This window comes from Pseudomonas sp. WOUb67, from assembly GCF_050058005.1.
Lineage (GTDB): Bacteria > Pseudomonadota > Gammaproteobacteria > Pseudomonadales > Pseudomonadaceae > Aquipseudomonas > Aquipseudomonas putida_R.
In genome coordinates, this window is sequence record NZ_CP170112.1 from 221619 (window position 1) to 237143 (window position 15525).

Genomic DNA, 15525 nt, shown 5'->3' on the forward strand with positions numbered 1-15525 from the left:
CACTGGCCTTTTCGCGGGCACGCCCGCTCCCACAGGAACTCCACAGCACTCAAGATCTGTGCTGTACCTGTGGGAGCTGGCTTGCCGGCGATAGGGCCAGCACCGACAACACAAATCCGCATGCCTTACACCGCTGGCCCTCCCCCCTCCCAATGGCCTAGACTGCATTATTGCGTCAGCTCGCCCAAGGCCATTGCATGTCCGATCCTCGCTATCTGATCGACGTCAGCGTCGTGACCCGCTACCTCAAAGAACAATCCGACCCCGAAAATAGTCGTTTCGCCTTCGCCTACACCATCACCGTGCACAACGGCGGCTCGCTCAAGGCCAAGCTGCTGTCACGCCACTGGCTGATCACCAATGGTGACGGCGAGGTCGAGGAAGTGCGCGGCTCCGGTGTAGTCGGCCAGCAGCCCAACATTGACCCGGGCCAAAGCCACACCTACAGCAGCGGTGCGGTTATCAGTACCCGCGTGGGCACCATGCAGGGCAGTTACCAGATGTTCGCCGAAGACGGTAAGCGCTTCGACGCCGAGATTGCCCCCTTCCGCCTTGCGGTGCCCGGGGCGCTGCACTGATGGCAACCTACGCTGTCGGTGACCTGCAGGGCTGCCTGCAGCCCCTCAAGTGCCTGCTCGAACGTGTCAGCTTCAACCCGGCCGTCGACCGCCTGTGGCTGGTCGGCGACCTGGTCAACCGCGGCCCCGAGTCACTGGAAACCCTGCGTTTCCTGTATTCGATCCGCCAGTCGCTGGTCTGCGTGCTGGGCAACCATGACCTGCACCTGCTGGCCGCCTGGCACAACGTCGAGCGCCTGAAAAAAAGCGATACGCTGCGCGAGATCATCGAAGCACCGGACGCCGACCTGCTGTTCCACTGGCTGCGACAGCAAAAGCTGCTGCATTACGACGAGGCACGCGGCATTGCCATGGCGCACGCCGGCATCCCGCCACAGTGGACGCTCGGCCAGGCCCTGGGTTATGCAGCAGAGGTGGAAGAGGTACTGCGCGACGATGGCCGCCTGAAGCTGTACCTCGACGGCATGTACGGCAACGAGCCGAACAAGTGGAGCAAGAACCTCACCGGCATCGAGCGCCTGCGGGTCATTACCAACTACTTCACACGCATGCGCTTCTGCACCGCCGAGGGCAAGCTCGACCTCAAGAGCAAGGAAGGCCTGGGCACCGCGCCCAAGGGTTACAAGCCCTGGTTTGCCCACAAGGACCGCCGCTCGCGGCATGTGAAGATCATCTTCGGCCACTGGGCCGCCCTCGAAGGCCGCGTCGACGAGCCGGGCGTCATCGCCCTGGACACCGGCTGCGTGTGGGGCGGCGCCATGACCCTGTACAACGTCGACAGCGGCGAATACCACCGCTGCGACTGTGCCGACGACGGCACCCTGCGCCAGCCGGCACAACCCACTACACTCAACGACCACACCTGAAGGAAGTAGTACCCATGAGCGAATTCAAGCGCATCCCTCCCGAGCAGGCCTTGGAGCTTCGCAAGCAAGAAGGTGCGGTCGTCGTCGACATTCGTGACTCGCAAGCCTTCGCCGCCGGCCACATCACCGGCGCCCGCCACCTGGATAACACGTCGGTTGCCGATTTCATCCGCAATGCCGACCTCGACGCCCCGACCCTGGTGGTCTGCTACCACGGCAACTCCAGCCAGAGCGCCGCCGCCTACCTGGTGGGCCAGGGTTTCTCCAACGTGTACAGCGTGGACGGCGGCTTTGAGCTGTGGCGCGCCACCTACCCGGCCGAGACCGCCCAAGGCACCGCCGAATAAATATTTTCATTTTTACTGCAGCCCGCGCCCTGTGCGGGCTTGCGGCTTATCTGACGAACGGTCGTTCGCAACTTCTCCGCCCCTCTCCCTTGAACTTACCGATAACCAACTATTCTTAAGCGCAGGCCATCCAGAAAAAGGGGAGAGCCGGTACACCGGCGTGCGGGTCATCGGTAGCGTTACAGGGTGTTCTGGGGGGTATACAGCAACCGGCGAAACCGGTTGCATGCCAGCATCAGCTGACTGATCCGGCGTCGTCTCCACGTATCGAGCGAGGTGACGTCATGAGTATTTTTAGCCACTTCCAACAACGTTTCGAGTCCACGCGCCAGGAAGAACTCTCGCTGCAGGAGTACCTCGAGCTGTGCAAAGGGGATCGCAGTGCCTACGCATCGGCGGCCGAACGGCTGTTGCTGGCCATCGGTGAGCCAGAGCTGATCGACACCTCTACCAACTCCAGGCTGTCGCGCATCTTCTCCAACAAGGTTATCCGCCGCTATCCGGCCTTTGCCGACTTCCATGGCATGGAAGAGTGCATCGACCAGATCGTGTCTTATTTCCGCCACGCCGCCCAAGGCCTGGAAGAAAAGAAACAGATCCTCTATCTGCTGGGCCCGGTGGGTGGTGGTAAATCGTCGCTGGCCGAAAAACTCAAGCAGCTGATGGAAAAGGTACCGTTCTATGCCATCAAGGACTCGCCGGTATTCGAGTCGCCCCTGGGGCTGTTCAACGCCACCGAAGACGGGGCCATCCTCGAGGAAGAGTACGGCATCTCGCGGCGCTACCTGAACACCATCATGTCGCCCTGGGCCACCAAACGCCTGCAGGAGTTCGGCGGCGACATCAGCAAGTTCAAGGTGGTCAAGCTGTACCCGTCGATCCTCAACCAGATCGCCATCGCCAAGACCGAACCGGGCGACGAGAACAACCAGGACATTTCCGCCCTGGTCGGTAAGGTCGATATCCGCAAGCTCGAAGAATTCCCGCAGAACGACGCCGACGCCTACAGCTATTCGGGCGCGCTGTGCCGGGCCAACCAGGGCCTGATGGAATTCGTCGAGATGTTCAAGGCCCCGATCAAGGTCCTGCACCCACTGCTCACGGCCACTCAGGAAGGTAACTACAACAGTACCGAGGGGCTGGGCGCCATTCCCTACACGGGCATCCTGTTGGCCCACTCCAACGAATCGGAGTGGCACACCTTCCGCAACAACAAGAACAACGAGGCGTTCATCGACCGGATCTACATCGTCAAGGTGCCGTACTGCCTGCGCGTCAGCGATGAGATCAAGATCTACGACAAGTTGCTGGTCAACAGCTCGCTGGCCAAGGCCCATTGCGCGCCCGACACCCTCAAGATGCTTGCCCAGTTCACTGTACTTTCGCGCCTCAAAGAGCCAGAGAACTCCAACATCTACTCGAAGATGCGCGTCTACGATGGCGAGAACCTCAAGGACACCGATCCGAAGGCCAAGTCGATCCAGGAGTACCGGGACTCGGCAGGCGTCGACGAGGGCATGAACGGCCTGTCGACCCGCTTCGCCTTCAAGATCCTTTCCAAGGTCTTCAACTTCGACCCACACGAGATTGCGGCCAACCCGGTTCACCTGCTGTATGTGCTCGAACAGCAGATCGAACAGGAACAGTTCCCTGCCGAAGTGCGCGAACGCTACCTGCGCTACCTGAAGGAGTACCTGGCACCGCGCTATATCGAGTTCATCGGCAAGGAAATCCAGACTGCCTACCTGGAGTCCTACAGCGAATACGGCCAGAACATTTTCGACCGCTACGTGCTGTACGCCGACTTCTGGATCCAGGACCAGGAATACCGCGACCCGGAAACCGGCGAAATCCTCAACCGCATCGCCCTCAACGAAGAACTGGAGAAGATCGAGAAACCGGCCGGCATCAGCAACCCGAAAGATTTCCGCAACGAAATCGTCAACTTCGTGCTGCGTGCCCGTGCCAACAACAACGGCAAGAACCCGAGCTGGCTCAGCTATGAAAAGCTGCGGGTGGTGATCGAGAAGAAAATGTTCTCCAACACCGAAGACCTGCTGCCGGTCATCAGCTTCAACGCCAAGGCCAGCAAGGAAGACCAACAGAAGCACAACGACTTCGTCACGCGCATGGTGGAGCGTGGCTACACCGACAAACAGGTTCGTCTGCTGTCGGAATGGTACCTGCGGGTCAGGAAATCGCAATAAAGCGACAAGCTACACACTGCGCGCCCAGGGCTGCTACGCCAGCCCCGGGCGGCAGCAACTGCCTTGCTGCCTTTGGCTGCAGCAAGCCCGTAGCTTGAAGCGTGCAGCTGTTCCCAGCTACCGGAGGGACCATGAGCTACGTTATAGACCGACGCCTGAACGGCAAGAACAAGAGCACGGTCAACCGCCAGCGCTTTCTGCGGCGGTACCGTGAACACATCAAGAAAGCCGTCGAAGAGGCGGTAAGCCGCCGTTCCATCATGGACATGGAACATGGCGAGCAGATCAGCATTCCGGGGCGTGACATCGACGAGCCCGTGCTTCACCACGGTCGCGGCGGCAAACAGACCGTCGTGCACCCAGGCAACAAGGAATTCACTGCCGGCGAACATATCCCCAGGCCGCAAGGTGGTGGGGGGGGCGGAGGCGGCCGCGGCAAAGCGGGCAACTCCGGCGACGGCATGGACGATTTCGTCTTCCAGATCACCCAGGAAGAATTCCTCGAATTCATGTTCGAGGACCTCGAACTGCCCAACCTGGTCAAACGTCACCTGACCGGGACCGACACCTTCAAGACCGTGCGCGCGGGCATCGCCAACGAGGGCAACCCGTCACGCATCAACATCGTGCGCACCCTGCGCTCGGCCCATGCCCGGCGCATTGCCCTGACCGGCAGCAGCCGCGCACTGCTGCGCGAAGCACAAAAGGAACTCGACCGCCTGCGGGTCGAGGAGCCGGACAACTTCACCGATATCCAGGAAGTCGAACAGGAAATCGAACGCCTGAAGGCACGCATCAACCGCCTGCCCTTCCTCGACACCTTCGACCTCAAGTACAACCTGCTGGTCAAGCAGCCCAACCCCAGCTCCAAGGCAGTGATGTTCTGCCTGATGGACGTGTCCGGCTCCATGACCCAGGCCACCAAGGACATCGCCAAGCGCTTCTTCATCCTGTTGTACCTGTTCCTCAAGCGTAACTACGACCGCATCGAAGTGGTGTTCATCCGCCACCACACCAGCGCCCGGGAAGTCGACGAGGAAGAGTTCTTCTACTCGCGGGAAACCGGCGGCACCATCGTCTCCAGCGCGCTCAAGCTGATGCAGGAGATCATGGCCGAACGCTACCCGGCCAGCGACTGGAACATCTACGCCGCCCAGGCTTCTGACGGCGATAACTGGAACGACGACTCGCCGATCTGCCGCGACATCCTGTCCAAACAGATCATGCCGCACGTGCAGTACTACACTTACGTCGAGATCACCCCCCGTGAGCACCAGGCGCTGTGGTACGAATACGAACGCATCGGCGAAGCCTTCCCCGACACGTTCGCCCAGCAGCAGTTGGTATCGGCCGGCGACATCTACCCGGTCTTCCGTGAACTCTTCCAGCGCAGGTTAGCCACATGACCGCCAGAGCACAGAGACGCCAACCCATTTCCACCGGGTCCGAGTGGACGTTCGAGCTGATCCAGACCTACGACCGGGAAATCGGCCGGCTGGCTGAACGTTACGCCCTGGACACTTACCCCAACCAGATCGAGGTAATCACTGCCGAGCAGATGATGGACGCCTATGCCTCGGTCGGCATGCCACTGGGTTACCACCACTGGTCCTACGGCAAACAGTTCCTCAGCACAGAAAAGTCCTACAGCCGGGGCCAGATGGGCCTGGCCTACGAAATCGTGATCAACTCCGACCCCTGCATCGCCTACCTGATGGAAGAAAACACCATGTGCATGCAGGCACTGGTGATTGCCCACGCCTGCTATGGCCACAACAGCTTCTTCAAAGGCAACTACCTGTTCCGCACCTGGACCGACGCCAGCTCGATCATCGATTACCTGGTGTTTGCCAAGCAGTACATCGCCCAATGTGAAGAGCGCCACGGCATCGACGCCGTGGAGGACCTGATCGACTCCTGCCATGCCCTGATGAACTACGGCGTGGACCGCTACAAGCGCCCTTACCCCATCTCCGCAGAAGAGGAACGGCGGCGCCAGAAGGAGCGCGAGGAGCACCTGCAGCGCCAGATCAATGACCTGTGGCGCACCATCCCGAAAAGCGCCGAAAGGGGCAACGAACGCGATGAAGGGCGCTTCCCCGCCGAACCGCAGGAGAACATCCTGTATTTCATCGAGAAGAATGCCCCGCTGCTCGAACCCTGGCAGCGTGAAGTGGTGCGCATCGTGCGCAAGATCGCCCAGTACTTCTACCCGCAGCGCCAGACCCAGGTAATGAACGAAGGCTGGGCAACCTTCTGGCACTACACACTCATGAACGACCTGTACGACGAGGGGCTGATCACCGAAGGCTTCATGATGGAGTTTTTGACGTCGCACACCAGCGTGGTGTTCCAGCCCGGCTTCGACAGCCCCTACTACAGCGGCATCAACCCCTACGCACTGGGCTTTGCGATGTACACCGACATCCGCCGCATGTGCGAAAACCCGACTGAAGAAGATCGCCACTGGTTCCCCGACATTGCCGGCAGTGACTGGCTTTCTACCATCAAGTTTGCCATGAGCAGCTTCAAGGACGAGAGCTTCATCCTGCAGTACCTTTCGCCCAAGGTGATGCGCGACCTCAAGCTGTTCAGCATCCTCGACGACGACCAGCGCGACGACCTGCTGGTGCCCGCCATCCACGATGAAGCCGGCTACCGGGTGATTCGTGAGCTGCTGGCCGCGCAGTACAACCTGGGTAACCGTGAACCGAACGTGCAGATCTGGAGCGTCGACCGTCGCGGTGACCGCTCGCTGACCCTGCGCCACCAGCAACACAACCGCAAACCGCTGGGCGACTCGACCGATGAAGTGCTCAAGCACCTGCATCGCCTGTGGGGCTTCGATATCCACCTGGAGACCGTGCAGGGCGAGCAAGTGATGAAAACCCACCACATGCCACCCCGTGGCGAGCACGGCGAAAGCGCCGACTACGGGCGCATGGACCTGGCTGTCATTCACCACCTCTAGTGCAACGCCATGGCTGCCGACGGGTTATCCTGTCGGCAGTTATGGAGAGCTGCACATGCACATCTACAAAGTCGGCGGCGCCGTGCGCGACCGCCTGCTCGGCCTTCCTGTCAGCGATATCGACTGGCTGGTGGTAGGCGCTACCGTTGAAGAAATGCACGCCAAGGGTTACCGGCCGGTGGGCGCTGATTTCCCGGTGTTCCTGCACCCGAAAACCGGCGAGGAATATGCCTTGGCGCGTACCGAGCGCAAGAGCGGGCGCGGTTATGGCGGGTTCACTTTTCACGCCAGCCCTGACGTGACATTGGAGGAAGACCTGATTCGCCGTGACCTGACCATCAACGCGATGGCCGAGGACGAAGCGGGCACGGTGTACGACCCCCACCACGGCAAAGACGATCTCGAAAGACGAATTTTACGCCACGTTTCACCGGCATTCGCCGAAGATCCTTTGCGCGTGCTGCGCGTTGCACGCTTTGCTGCCCGGTATGCACCGCTGGGTTTCGGGGTTGCCGAAGCAACGCTTGAACTGATGCGTCAGATCAGCGCCTCTGGCGAACTGCAGGCGTTGACTGCCGAGCGCAGCTGGAAGGAAATCGAGCGCGCGCTGATGGAGGCACAACCCCAGGTTTTCTTCCAGGTGCTGCGCGACTGCGATGCCCTGCAGGCGCTGCTGCCTGAGCTTGTTGATGATGCCCGGGCCTTGGCGGCGCTGGAGCAGGCAGCGGCGCACGAACAGCCTCTGCACGTGCGCTGGGCCTGCCTGTTGCGCGGGCTTGCACCGGCCTCGATCAAAGCCGTCAACCAGCGCTTCAAGGCGCCAAGGGATTGCCAGGAGCTGGCCTTACTGACCGGAGAGTGCCTGGCACAGGCCAACCAGGCGCTGGAGCTGCCAGCCACGGCACTTCTGGAGCTGTTGCAGAAGTTCGATGTTTACCGACGGCCCCAGCGGTTCGAGGATTTTGTGGTCGCTTGCGAGATGGCGGCGCTGGGCGATGGCAAGCCAGGTTATCCACAGGCCGATTACCTGCGTGGCGCAGCAGCAGCGGCGCGAGCGGTGGATGTGAAGCCGTTGGTGCAGGCTGGGCTGACAGGCCAGGCACTGGGCGAAGCCCTCAAGAGCGAGCGGTTGAAGGCGCTCGAGGCTTACAAACGCAGCTGACCATACCGGCCTCTTCGCGGCTAAAGCCGCTCCCACAGGGACCGCACAACACTTGGCATCTGCGGTCCCAGTGGGAGCGGCTTTAGCCGCGAAGAGGCCAACACAGGCTTAAGCTGGAGTCAGCTGCAACCCACGCCACTCGAAGGCGACCGGGGCCAGTACCTGGTCGATCTGGGCCTCTTGCCACAACCGGGCCATGCTCTTGCCTGCCCCCGGATGCACCAGCTCAGGGGCCAGCAACGACAGCGGCCACAGCACAAACGCGTTCTTCAGGATCTCAGCCCGGGGCAGCACCAGCCCATCGAAGGTGCCGTGCAGATCGCCATACATCAGCACATCGATATCCAGCGGCAGCCCTTTGCGGTCCGGCGCGTAACGGCCATTTTCGGCCTCGATGAACTTCAGCCGACGGTCCAGTTCGATCAGTGGCAGCGCGGTTTGCCCAGTCACCACGAAATTGATGAACGGCCCGCTCTTGATCCCCACCGGCTGGCTTTCGAACACCGGCGAGCAGCGCATGTCGGTCAGGATGCCCGCCAACGCATCGAGCCCGGCGCACAAGTGCGCCTCACGGTCGATGTTGCTGCCAAGGCCCAGGTAAACCGTGCTCAGAGACATCCGCGCTCGATCTCCACGCCAACACCGCCACGGGCCGCCGGTACCGCACCCGGCTTGGTCAGTTTCAACCGCACCCAGGGGATATGGAATTCTTCCATCAAGGTTGCCACCAGGCGCTCGGCAAAGGTTTCCACCAACTCGAAACGCGCCTGCTCGGCAAACGCCTGGATGCGTGCCGAGACGCTGGCGTAGTCCAGCGCCAGGTTCAGGTCGTCACCCGCTGCGGCCGGGCGGTTGTCCCAGGCAAAGCTAAGGTCCAGGCGCAAGCACTGGCGAATATCCCGCTCCCAGTCATAGGCACCGATGACGGTATCGACTTCCAGGCCTTCGATGAACACTCTGTCCAAGCACTTCTCTCCACAGCACGACAAGGGCGACTGGCGCCGTTAGAATCAGGGCGTCCTCGCCCGGAATAGTTAGCATGTTTTGGTTACTGGCGTTGCTCGCCTACCTGCTCGGCTCACTGTCCTTCGCCATTCTCCTCAGCCGCCTTTCGGGCAGCCCGGACCCGCGTTCCAGCGGCTCAGGCAATGCCGGCGCCACCAACATGCTACGTCTGGCAGGCCGTAAACTGGCGATCCTGACCCTGCTTGGCGACCTGTGCAAGGGCCTTTTGCCGGTATTGCTTGCCCGCCTTGCCGGGCTGGACCTGCACGCGCAAGCCTGGGTGGGCGTGTGCGCGGTGCTGGGCCACCTGTTCCCCCTGTACTTCCGCTTCCAGGGCGGCAAGGGTGTGGCGACGGCTGCCGGCATGCTCATGGGCCTGTATTTCCCGGCCGCGCTGCTGGCCATCGGCGCCTGGCTGCTGACGTTCTACCTCACCCGCACCAGCTCGCTGGCGGCGCTGATTGCCACGCCGCTGACCTTGCCATTGCTGGCCTGGCGCGAGCCCGAAGCCCTGCTGCCGATCACCGTGCTGACCGTGATGATCGTATGGCGCCACCGCAAAAACCTGCGCGACCTGTTCGCCGGTCGCGAACGGCACTTCTGAGCTTTCGGCTTCACACGTTACAGCGGCGGCAACTGCTCCATCGGCCAGCGTGCCTGCACGCTGATCGCCAGGTCCTGCTGCTGCCCGGCCAACAGGCGCTGGCAACCGGCGTAAGCGATCATCGCGCCGTTGTCGGTACAGAACTGCGGACGCGCGTAGTACACATTGCCCTTGATGCTGCCGAGCATGTCCTCAAGCGACGCGCGCAAGGCCTTGTTGGCACTTACGCCACCCGCGATGACCAGGCGCTTGAGGCCGGTGTGCTTGAGCGCCCGCTTGCACTTGATGGTCAAAGTCTCCACCACCGCCTGCTGGAATGCCAGGGACAGGTCGCAACGGGTTTGCTCGCTGTCGTCCCCAGCGTTCTTGCATTGCTGCCAGGTGTTCAGGGCAAAGGTCTTGAGGCCACTGAAGCTGAATTCCAGCCCAGGGCGGTCGGTCATCGGCCGCGGGAACACGAAGCGCCCAGGTACGCCCTGCTCGGCCAGGCGCGCGATTTCCGGGCCGCCGGGGTAGTTGAGGCCGATCAGCTTGGCGGTCTTGTCGAACGCTTCGCCGGCGGCATCGTCCAGGCTTTCGCCCAGCAGCTCGTACTGACCGATGCCATCGACGCGTACCAGCTGGGTGTGTCCGCCCGAAACCAACAAAGCGACGAACGGAAACTCAGGTGGGTTTTCTTCCAGCATGGGCGCCAGCAGGTGGCCTTCCATGTGGTGCACGCCAATCGCCGGAATGTCCCAGGCAAAGGCCAGCGCCTGGGCGCAGGAGGCGCCCACCAGCAATGCACCGACCAGGCCAGGACCCGCGGTGTAGGCAATGGCGTCGATCTCGGTGGCGACGCAGCCCGCCTCCTCCAGCACCTGGCGGATAAGCGGCAACATGCGCTTCACGTGGTCACGCGAGGCAAGCTCGGGCACCACACCGCCAAACACGCGATGCAGGTCAATCTGGCTGAACAGTGCGTCGGCCAACAAGCCGCGCTCACTGTCGTATAATGCGACGCCAGTTTCGTCGCAGGATGTTTCCAATCCCAGTACTAGCATGGGTTCGTCCCTTGTGGGGGCTGAATTCGAAGGCGCGCATGATAGTCCCCGTGTCGGGTGCCGACCAGCGGTTTTCGATCAGAGGCTTTGCATTCCGGCTTGCTAAGGGTTAACATCCGCAACCCTTGAAAACCGACGTTCTCCAGCACACCTTTGTTTTGCCAGGAGCACGTCTACCCCGGTAATGAATTAAGGTAGCCCTGGATGCCAGCCGTCAAAGTTAAAGAGAACGAACCCTTCGACGTAGCTCTGCGTCGTTTCAAGCGCTCCTGCGAAAAAGCCGGTGTACTGGCTGAAGTTCGTAGCCGCGAGTTTTACGAGAAGCCGACCGCCGAGCGTAAGCGCAAAGCAGCTGCTGCTGTTAAGCGTCACGCCAAGAAAGTACAGCGCGAACAGCGCCGCGCCGTTCGTCTGTACTAATACAGACGTTCTACGCAAAGCTTCTGCCCTGCCCGGCTAACCGCCGGGTGATGGCAGCGGTCGTTTCAAACTTGAGCAGCTAGCTCAAGGCCCCCGCATTAGCTTTACGCAAACTGCACAGGGGCAACCTGCCTGAAACGTCAGAGCTGGTCTTTCTTGCTGTATGACCAGACGTGCACGTCCGACTGACGGGCCCTTAGGGGCTGGCGACGAGCACACATTCCCTCGCACTTCCCCAAGCATCACCTGCCCCATTCGGCGCGTGAGCGATTAGACTTGCCAGTTGCCAGATGACGAGACTGCCATGGCCGGGCTGATTCCCCAGAGTTTCATTGACGACCTGATCAACCGCCTCGACATCGTCGACGTGGTGAGTTCGCGCGTCCAGCTGAAAAAAACCGGCAAAAACTACTCGGCCTGCTGCCCGTTCCACAAAGAGAAGACACCGTCCTTCACGGTCAGCCCCGACAAGCAGTTCTACTACTGCTTCGGCTGCGGCGCCGGCGGCAACGCCCTGGGCTTCGTCATGGACCACGACAATCTGGACTTCCCCCAGGCTGTCGAAGAACTGGCCCGCGCCGCTGGCATGGAAGTGCCCCGCGAGCAAGGCCGCCGCGACCAGAAGCCTCGCCAGCCAACCGACTCGCCGCTGTACCCGCTGCTGGACGCCGCCTCGGAATTCTACCGCCAGGCCCTGCGCAGCCACCCGACCCGCAAGGCCGCGGTGGACTATCTCAAGGGCCGCGGCCTGTCCGGGGAAATCGCCCGCGATTTCTGCCTGGGCTTCGCCCCGCCCGGCTGGGACAACCTGCTCAGGCACCTGGGTGCTGATGCCTTGCAGCAGAAGGTGATGATCGACGCCGGCCTGCTGATCGAAAACGCCGAAAGCGGCAAGCGCTACGACCGTTTCCGCGACCGGGTGATGTTCCCCATTCGCGACAGCCGCGGGCGCATCATCGCCTTCGGCGGCCGGGTACTGGGCGACGACAAGCCCAAGTACCTGAACTCCCCGGAAACCCCGGTGTTCCACAAGGGCCAGGAACTGTACGGGCTGTACGAGGCGCGCAAGCACAACCGCAACCTCGACGAGATCATCGTCGTCGAGGGCTACATGGACGTCATCGCCCTGGCTCAACAGGGCCTGCGCAATGCCGTGGCCACCCTTGGCACCGCCACCAGCGAAGAGCACCTCAAGCGCCTGTTCCGGGTAGTGCCCAGCGTGCTGTTCTGCTTCGACGGCGACCAGGCCGGGCGCAAGGCCGCCTGGCGTGCGCTGGAGTCGACCCTGTCGAACCTGCAGGACGGCCGCCGCGCGCGCTTCCTGTTCCTGCCCGAAGGCGAAGACCCGGACAGCCTGGTGCGCGCCGAAGGCACCGATGCCTTCAGGGCCCGCATCAACCAGCACGCCCAGCCGCTGGCCGACTACTTCTTCGAGCAACTGGGCGTTGAAGCCGACCCGCGCTCGCTGGAAGGCAAGGCGCACATGGCGACCCTGGCGGCACCGTTGATCGAAAAGATCCCCGGCGCCAACCTGCGCCAACTGATGCGCAACCGCCTGAAGGAAATCACCGGCCTGGACCCGCAGCAGGTCGAGCAACTGGCGCAACAAGCGCCAGCGGCCAGCAGTGTGCCGGACTACGACCCTGGCTACGACTACGACGCCATGGCCAGCTACACCCCTGATTACGGCGACATGCCGCAGCATGACTTCGCCCCCGCTCAGCAGGAGCAGGCGTGGAAGCCGAACAAGGGCGGTGGCAAGAAGCAGTGGAGCGACAAGCCCTGGGACAAGAACCGCAAGGGCGGTAAGCCCTGGCAGCAACGTGACGAAGCGCCACCGCGTGTGCCAGCCCCGGTCGAGCCGCCTACCCTGGCGGCCCTGCGCACCTTGCTGCACCACCCGTTGCTGGCCGGCAAGGTGGAAGATGCCAGCCACTTCGCCGACGAAGAACACCTGTACAGCCAGCTGCTGGTGGCATTGATCGAAGCCGCACAGAAAAATCCTGGGCTAAGCTCAATGCAGTTGATTGCACGCTGGCACGGCACCGAACAGGGCCGCCTGCTGCGGGCCCTGGCGGAAAAGGAATGGCTGATCGTAGCCGACAACCTTGAACAACAGTTTTTCGACACTATAACTAGCTTGTCCGCCCGCCAACGCGAGCGCAGCCTGGAACAACTGCTCAGGAAATCACGTCAAAGTGAATTGACCAGCGAGGAAAAAACCCAGCTTCTCGCCCTGCTGAGCCGGAATGTTCCCGCACAAACGCCGACCTCATCTGGCGCGTGAGGCCCATGCTCGGGTATAATCCTCGGCTTGTTTTTTGCCCGCCAAGACCTTCAGTGGATAGGGTGTTATGTCCGGAAAAGCGCAACAGCAGTCTCGTATCAAAGAGTTGATCACCCGCGGTCGTGAGCAGGGCTACCTGACTTACGCGGAGGTCAACGACCACCTGCCTGAGGATATTTCAGATCCTGAACAGGTGGAAGACATCATCCGCATGATCAACGACATGGGGATCAACGTATTCGAGAGTGCTCCGGATGCGGATGCCCTTCTGTTGGCGGAAGCCGACACCGACGAAGCCGCGGCCGAAGAAGCCGCTGCTGCGTTGGCGGCAGTTGAAACCGATATCGGCCGCACGACCGACCCGGTGCGCATGTACATGCGTGAAATGGGTACCGTCGAGCTTCTGACCCGCGAAGGCGAGATCGAAATCGCCAAGCGTATCGAGGAAGGCATCCGTGAAGTCATGGGCGCCATCGCTCACTTCCCGGGCACTGTCGATTACATTCTCGGCGAATATGACCGCGTCACCACCGAGGGCGGCCGTCTGTCGGACGTGCTCAGCGGTTACATCGACCCTGACGACAACATCGCCGCGCCGACCGAAGAGGTGCCGATCCCTGGCGCCAAGGCCGCCGCCGCGAAGGAAGAGTCCGACGACGAAGAGGAAGAAGCCGAGAGCAGTGACGACGAGGAAGAGACCGAGAGCGGTCCGGACCCGGTAGTCGCAGCCCAACGTTTCGGTGCGGTATCCGACCAGCTTCAGGCGACCGTCAAGGTCGTGAAGAAGAACGGTCGTGCCCACAAGGAAAGCATCGCGGCCCTGCAAGCCCTCGCCGACCTGTTCATGCCGATCAAGCTGGTACCCAAGCAGTTCGAGGTCCTGGTAGAGCGTGTTCGTGATGCCCTGAACCGTCTGCGTCAGCAAGAACGCGCCATCATGCAGCTGTGCGTGCGTGATGCCCGCATGCCGCGTGCCGACTTCCTGCGCATGTTCCCGAGCAACGAAACCGACCAGACCTGGAGCGGTGACCTGGCCAAGCGCAACACCAAATGGGCTGCCGCCCTGGGTGAAAAGGACGCCGCCATCGTTGCTTGCCAGCAGAAGCTGATTGACCTTGAGACCGAAACCGGCCTTACCGTTGCCGAGATCAAGGACATCAACCGTCGCATGTCGATCGGTGAAGCCAAGGCCCGTCGCGCCAAGAAAGAAATGGTCGAGGCGAACCTGCGTCTGGTTATCTCCATCGCCAAGAAGTACACCAACCGTGGCCTGCAGTTCCTTGACCTGATCCAGGAAGGCAACATCGGCTTGATGAAAGCGGTGGACAAGTTCGAATACCGTCGCGGCTACAAGTTCTCGACCTATGCCACCTGGTGGATCCGTCAGGCGATCACCCGTTCGATCGCCGACCAGGCACGCACCATCCGTATTCCGGTGCACATGATCGAGACGATCAACAAGCTCAACCGTATTTCCCGCCAGATGCTGCAGGAAATGGGTCGCGAACCGACCCCGGAAGAGCTGGGCGAGCGCATGGAAATGCCTGAGGACAAGATCCGCAAGGTACTGAAGATCGCCAAAGAGCCGATCTCCATGGAAACCCCGATCGGTGACGACGAAGATTCGCACCTGGGCGACTTCATCGAGGACTCGACCATGCAGTCCCCGATCGACGTGGCCACGGTCGAAAGCCTCAAGGAAGCCACCCGTGACGTGCTCTCGGGCCTGACAGCACGCGAAGCCAAGGTGCTGCGCATGCGCTTCGGTATCGACATGAACACCGACCACACCCTCGAAGAGGTGGGCAAGCAGTTTGACGTAACGCGTGAGCGGATCCGTCAGATCGAAGCGAAGGCGTTGCGCAAACTGCGCCACCCGACTCGCAGCGAGCATTTGCGCTCCTTCCTCGACGAGTGATGACAAAACCCCGGCCCAGGCCGGGGTTTTTCTTTTCTGCCTTTTGAAACGCTCGCGGTCCCTGTAGGAGCAGCCTTGTGCTGCGAAGAGGCCATGCGGGTCACCGACTACCTTCGC

The 15525-nt window shown here is 61.6% G+C and carries 14 protein-coding genes; 11 read left to right on the top strand and 3 right to left on the bottom strand.

Annotation, left to right across the window (positions count from 1 at the left end; all coding sequences use genetic code 11):
* The first annotated feature begins 197 nt into the window (after window positions 1-197).
* From apaG to ABOC32_RS01100, 7 genes are all read left to right on the top strand, one after another.
* A complete protein-coding gene (apaG, locus tag ABOC32_RS01070) occupies window positions 198-578 on the top strand; it encodes a Co2+/Mg2+ efflux protein ApaG (protein WP_086974404.1) in 381 nt (126 codons plus the stop codon).
* Entirely contained in the window at window positions 578-1444 is an 867-nt protein-coding gene (locus tag ABOC32_RS01075; protein WP_426809859.1) for a symmetrical bis(5'-nucleosyl)-tetraphosphatase, read from the top strand. The genes apaG and ABOC32_RS01075 overlap by 1 nt, the downstream gene beginning before the upstream one ends.
* 14 nt (window positions 1445-1458) lie before the next feature.
* Window positions 1459-1791, top strand: coding sequence for a thiosulfate sulfurtransferase GlpE (gene glpE / locus ABOC32_RS01080; RefSeq protein ID WP_426809860.1), 333 nt, complete (start codon window positions 1459-1461; stop codon window positions 1789-1791).
* A 284-nt stretch (window positions 1792-2075) separates the two neighbouring features.
* Window positions 2076-3998: a PrkA family serine protein kinase gene (locus tag ABOC32_RS01085; RefSeq protein WP_426809861.1), complete on the top strand. Its 1923-nt coding sequence runs from the start codon at window positions 2076-2078 to the stop codon at window positions 3996-3998.
* A gap of 131 nt (window positions 3999-4129) precedes the next feature.
* A complete protein-coding gene (locus ABOC32_RS01090; protein WP_019470207.1) occupies window positions 4130-5404 on the top strand; it encodes a YeaH/YhbH family protein in 1275 nt (424 codons plus the stop codon).
* On the top strand, window positions 5401-6969 hold the full coding sequence (locus ABOC32_RS01095; RefSeq protein WP_426809862.1) for a SpoVR family protein: 1569 nt from the start codon (window positions 5401-5403) through the stop codon (window positions 6967-6969). Before ABOC32_RS01090 ends, ABOC32_RS01095 begins: the two co-directional genes overlap by 4 nt.
* Window positions 6970-7024: 55 nt before the next feature.
* Window positions 7025-8131, top strand: a complete 1107-nt coding sequence (locus ABOC32_RS01100; protein ID WP_426809863.1) for a multifunctional CCA addition/repair protein — start codon at window positions 7025-7027, stop codon at window positions 8129-8131.
* A 108-nt stretch (window positions 8132-8239) separates the two neighbouring features.
* Here ABOC32_RS01100 and folK read toward each other — a convergent pair whose 3' ends face one another.
* Complete coding sequence (folK, locus tag ABOC32_RS01105) at window positions 8240-8749, bottom strand: 2-amino-4-hydroxy-6-hydroxymethyldihydropteridine diphosphokinase (RefSeq protein ID WP_426809864.1); 510 nt, start codon at window positions 8747-8749, stop codon at window positions 8240-8242.
* Window positions 8740-9096: a dihydroneopterin aldolase gene (gene folB / locus ABOC32_RS01110; RefSeq protein ID WP_004375185.1), complete on the bottom strand. Its 357-nt coding sequence runs from the start codon at window positions 9094-9096 to the stop codon at window positions 8740-8742. Before folB ends, folK begins: the two co-directional genes overlap by 10 nt.
* A gap of 74 nt (window positions 9097-9170) precedes the next feature.
* Here folB and plsY point away from each other — a divergent pair, with 74 nt between their 5' ends.
* Complete coding sequence (gene plsY, locus ABOC32_RS01115; protein ID WP_086976846.1) at window positions 9171-9740, top strand: glycerol-3-phosphate 1-O-acyltransferase PlsY; 570 nt, start codon at window positions 9171-9173, stop codon at window positions 9738-9740.
* A 17-nt stretch (window positions 9741-9757) separates the two neighbouring features.
* Here the strand turns inward: plsY and tsaD are convergent, their stop codons facing one another.
* Window positions 9758-10783 (bottom strand): tRNA (adenosine(37)-N6)-threonylcarbamoyltransferase complex transferase subunit TsaD, encoded by a 1026-nt coding sequence (gene tsaD / locus ABOC32_RS01120; protein WP_426809865.1) that lies wholly within the window; start codon window positions 10781-10783, stop codon window positions 9758-9760.
* Between the two features lie 204 nt (window positions 10784-10987).
* Here tsaD and rpsU point away from each other — a divergent pair, with 204 nt between their 5' ends.
* From rpsU to rpoD, 3 genes are all read left to right on the top strand, one after another.
* Complete coding sequence (rpsU, locus tag ABOC32_RS01125; RefSeq protein ID WP_003255575.1) at window positions 10988-11203, top strand: 30S ribosomal protein S21; 216 nt, start codon at window positions 10988-10990, stop codon at window positions 11201-11203.
* A gap of 304 nt (window positions 11204-11507) precedes the next feature.
* Entirely contained in the window at window positions 11508-13490 is a 1983-nt protein-coding gene (gene dnaG, locus ABOC32_RS01130; RefSeq protein WP_426809866.1) for a DNA primase, read from the top strand.
* A 67-nt stretch (window positions 13491-13557) separates the two neighbouring features.
* On the top strand, window positions 13558-15408 hold the full coding sequence (gene rpoD / locus ABOC32_RS01135) for an RNA polymerase sigma factor RpoD (RefSeq protein WP_086976849.1): 1851 nt from the start codon (window positions 13558-13560) through the stop codon (window positions 15406-15408).
* The last annotated feature ends 117 nt before the right edge of the window (window positions 15409-15525 follow it).

Excerpts from the sequence above, each read along its gene's own strand:
- apaG (WP_086974404.1), top strand. The coding sequence starts at position 198 with ATGTCCGATCCTCGCTATCTGATCGACGTCAGCGTCGTGACCCGCTAC.
- ABOC32_RS01075 (WP_426809859.1), top strand. The coding sequence starts at position 578 with ATGGCAACCTACGCTGTCGGTGACCTGCAGGGCTGCCTGCAGCCCCTC.
- glpE (WP_426809860.1), top strand. The coding sequence starts at position 1,459 with ATGAGCGAATTCAAGCGCATCCCTCCCGAGCAGGCCTTGGAGCTTCGC.
- ABOC32_RS01085 (WP_426809861.1), top strand. The coding sequence starts at position 2,076 with ATGAGTATTTTTAGCCACTTCCAACAACGTTTCGAGTCCACGCGCCAG.
- ABOC32_RS01090 (WP_019470207.1), top strand. The coding sequence starts at position 4,130 with ATGAGCTACGTTATAGACCGACGCCTGAACGGCAAGAACAAGAGCACG.
- ABOC32_RS01095 (WP_426809862.1), top strand. The coding sequence starts at position 5,401 with ATGACCGCCAGAGCACAGAGACGCCAACCCATTTCCACCGGGTCCGAG.
- ABOC32_RS01100 (WP_426809863.1), top strand. The coding sequence starts at position 7,025 with ATGCACATCTACAAAGTCGGCGGCGCCGTGCGCGACCGCCTGCTCGGC.
- folK (WP_426809864.1), bottom strand. The coding sequence starts at position 8,749 with ATGTCTCTGAGCACGGTTTACCTGGGCCTTGGCAGCAACATCGACCGT.
- plsY (WP_086976846.1), top strand. The coding sequence starts at position 9,171 with ATGTTTTGGTTACTGGCGTTGCTCGCCTACCTGCTCGGCTCACTGTCC.
- tsaD (WP_426809865.1), bottom strand. The coding sequence starts at position 10,783 with ATGCTAGTACTGGGATTGGAAACATCCTGCGACGAAACTGGCGTCGCA.
- rpsU (WP_003255575.1), top strand. The coding sequence starts at position 10,988 with ATGCCAGCCGTCAAAGTTAAAGAGAACGAACCCTTCGACGTAGCTCTG.
- dnaG (WP_426809866.1), top strand. The coding sequence starts at position 11,508 with ATGGCCGGGCTGATTCCCCAGAGTTTCATTGACGACCTGATCAACCGC.
- rpoD (WP_086976849.1), top strand. The coding sequence starts at position 13,558 with ATGTCCGGAAAAGCGCAACAGCAGTCTCGTATCAAAGAGTTGATCACC.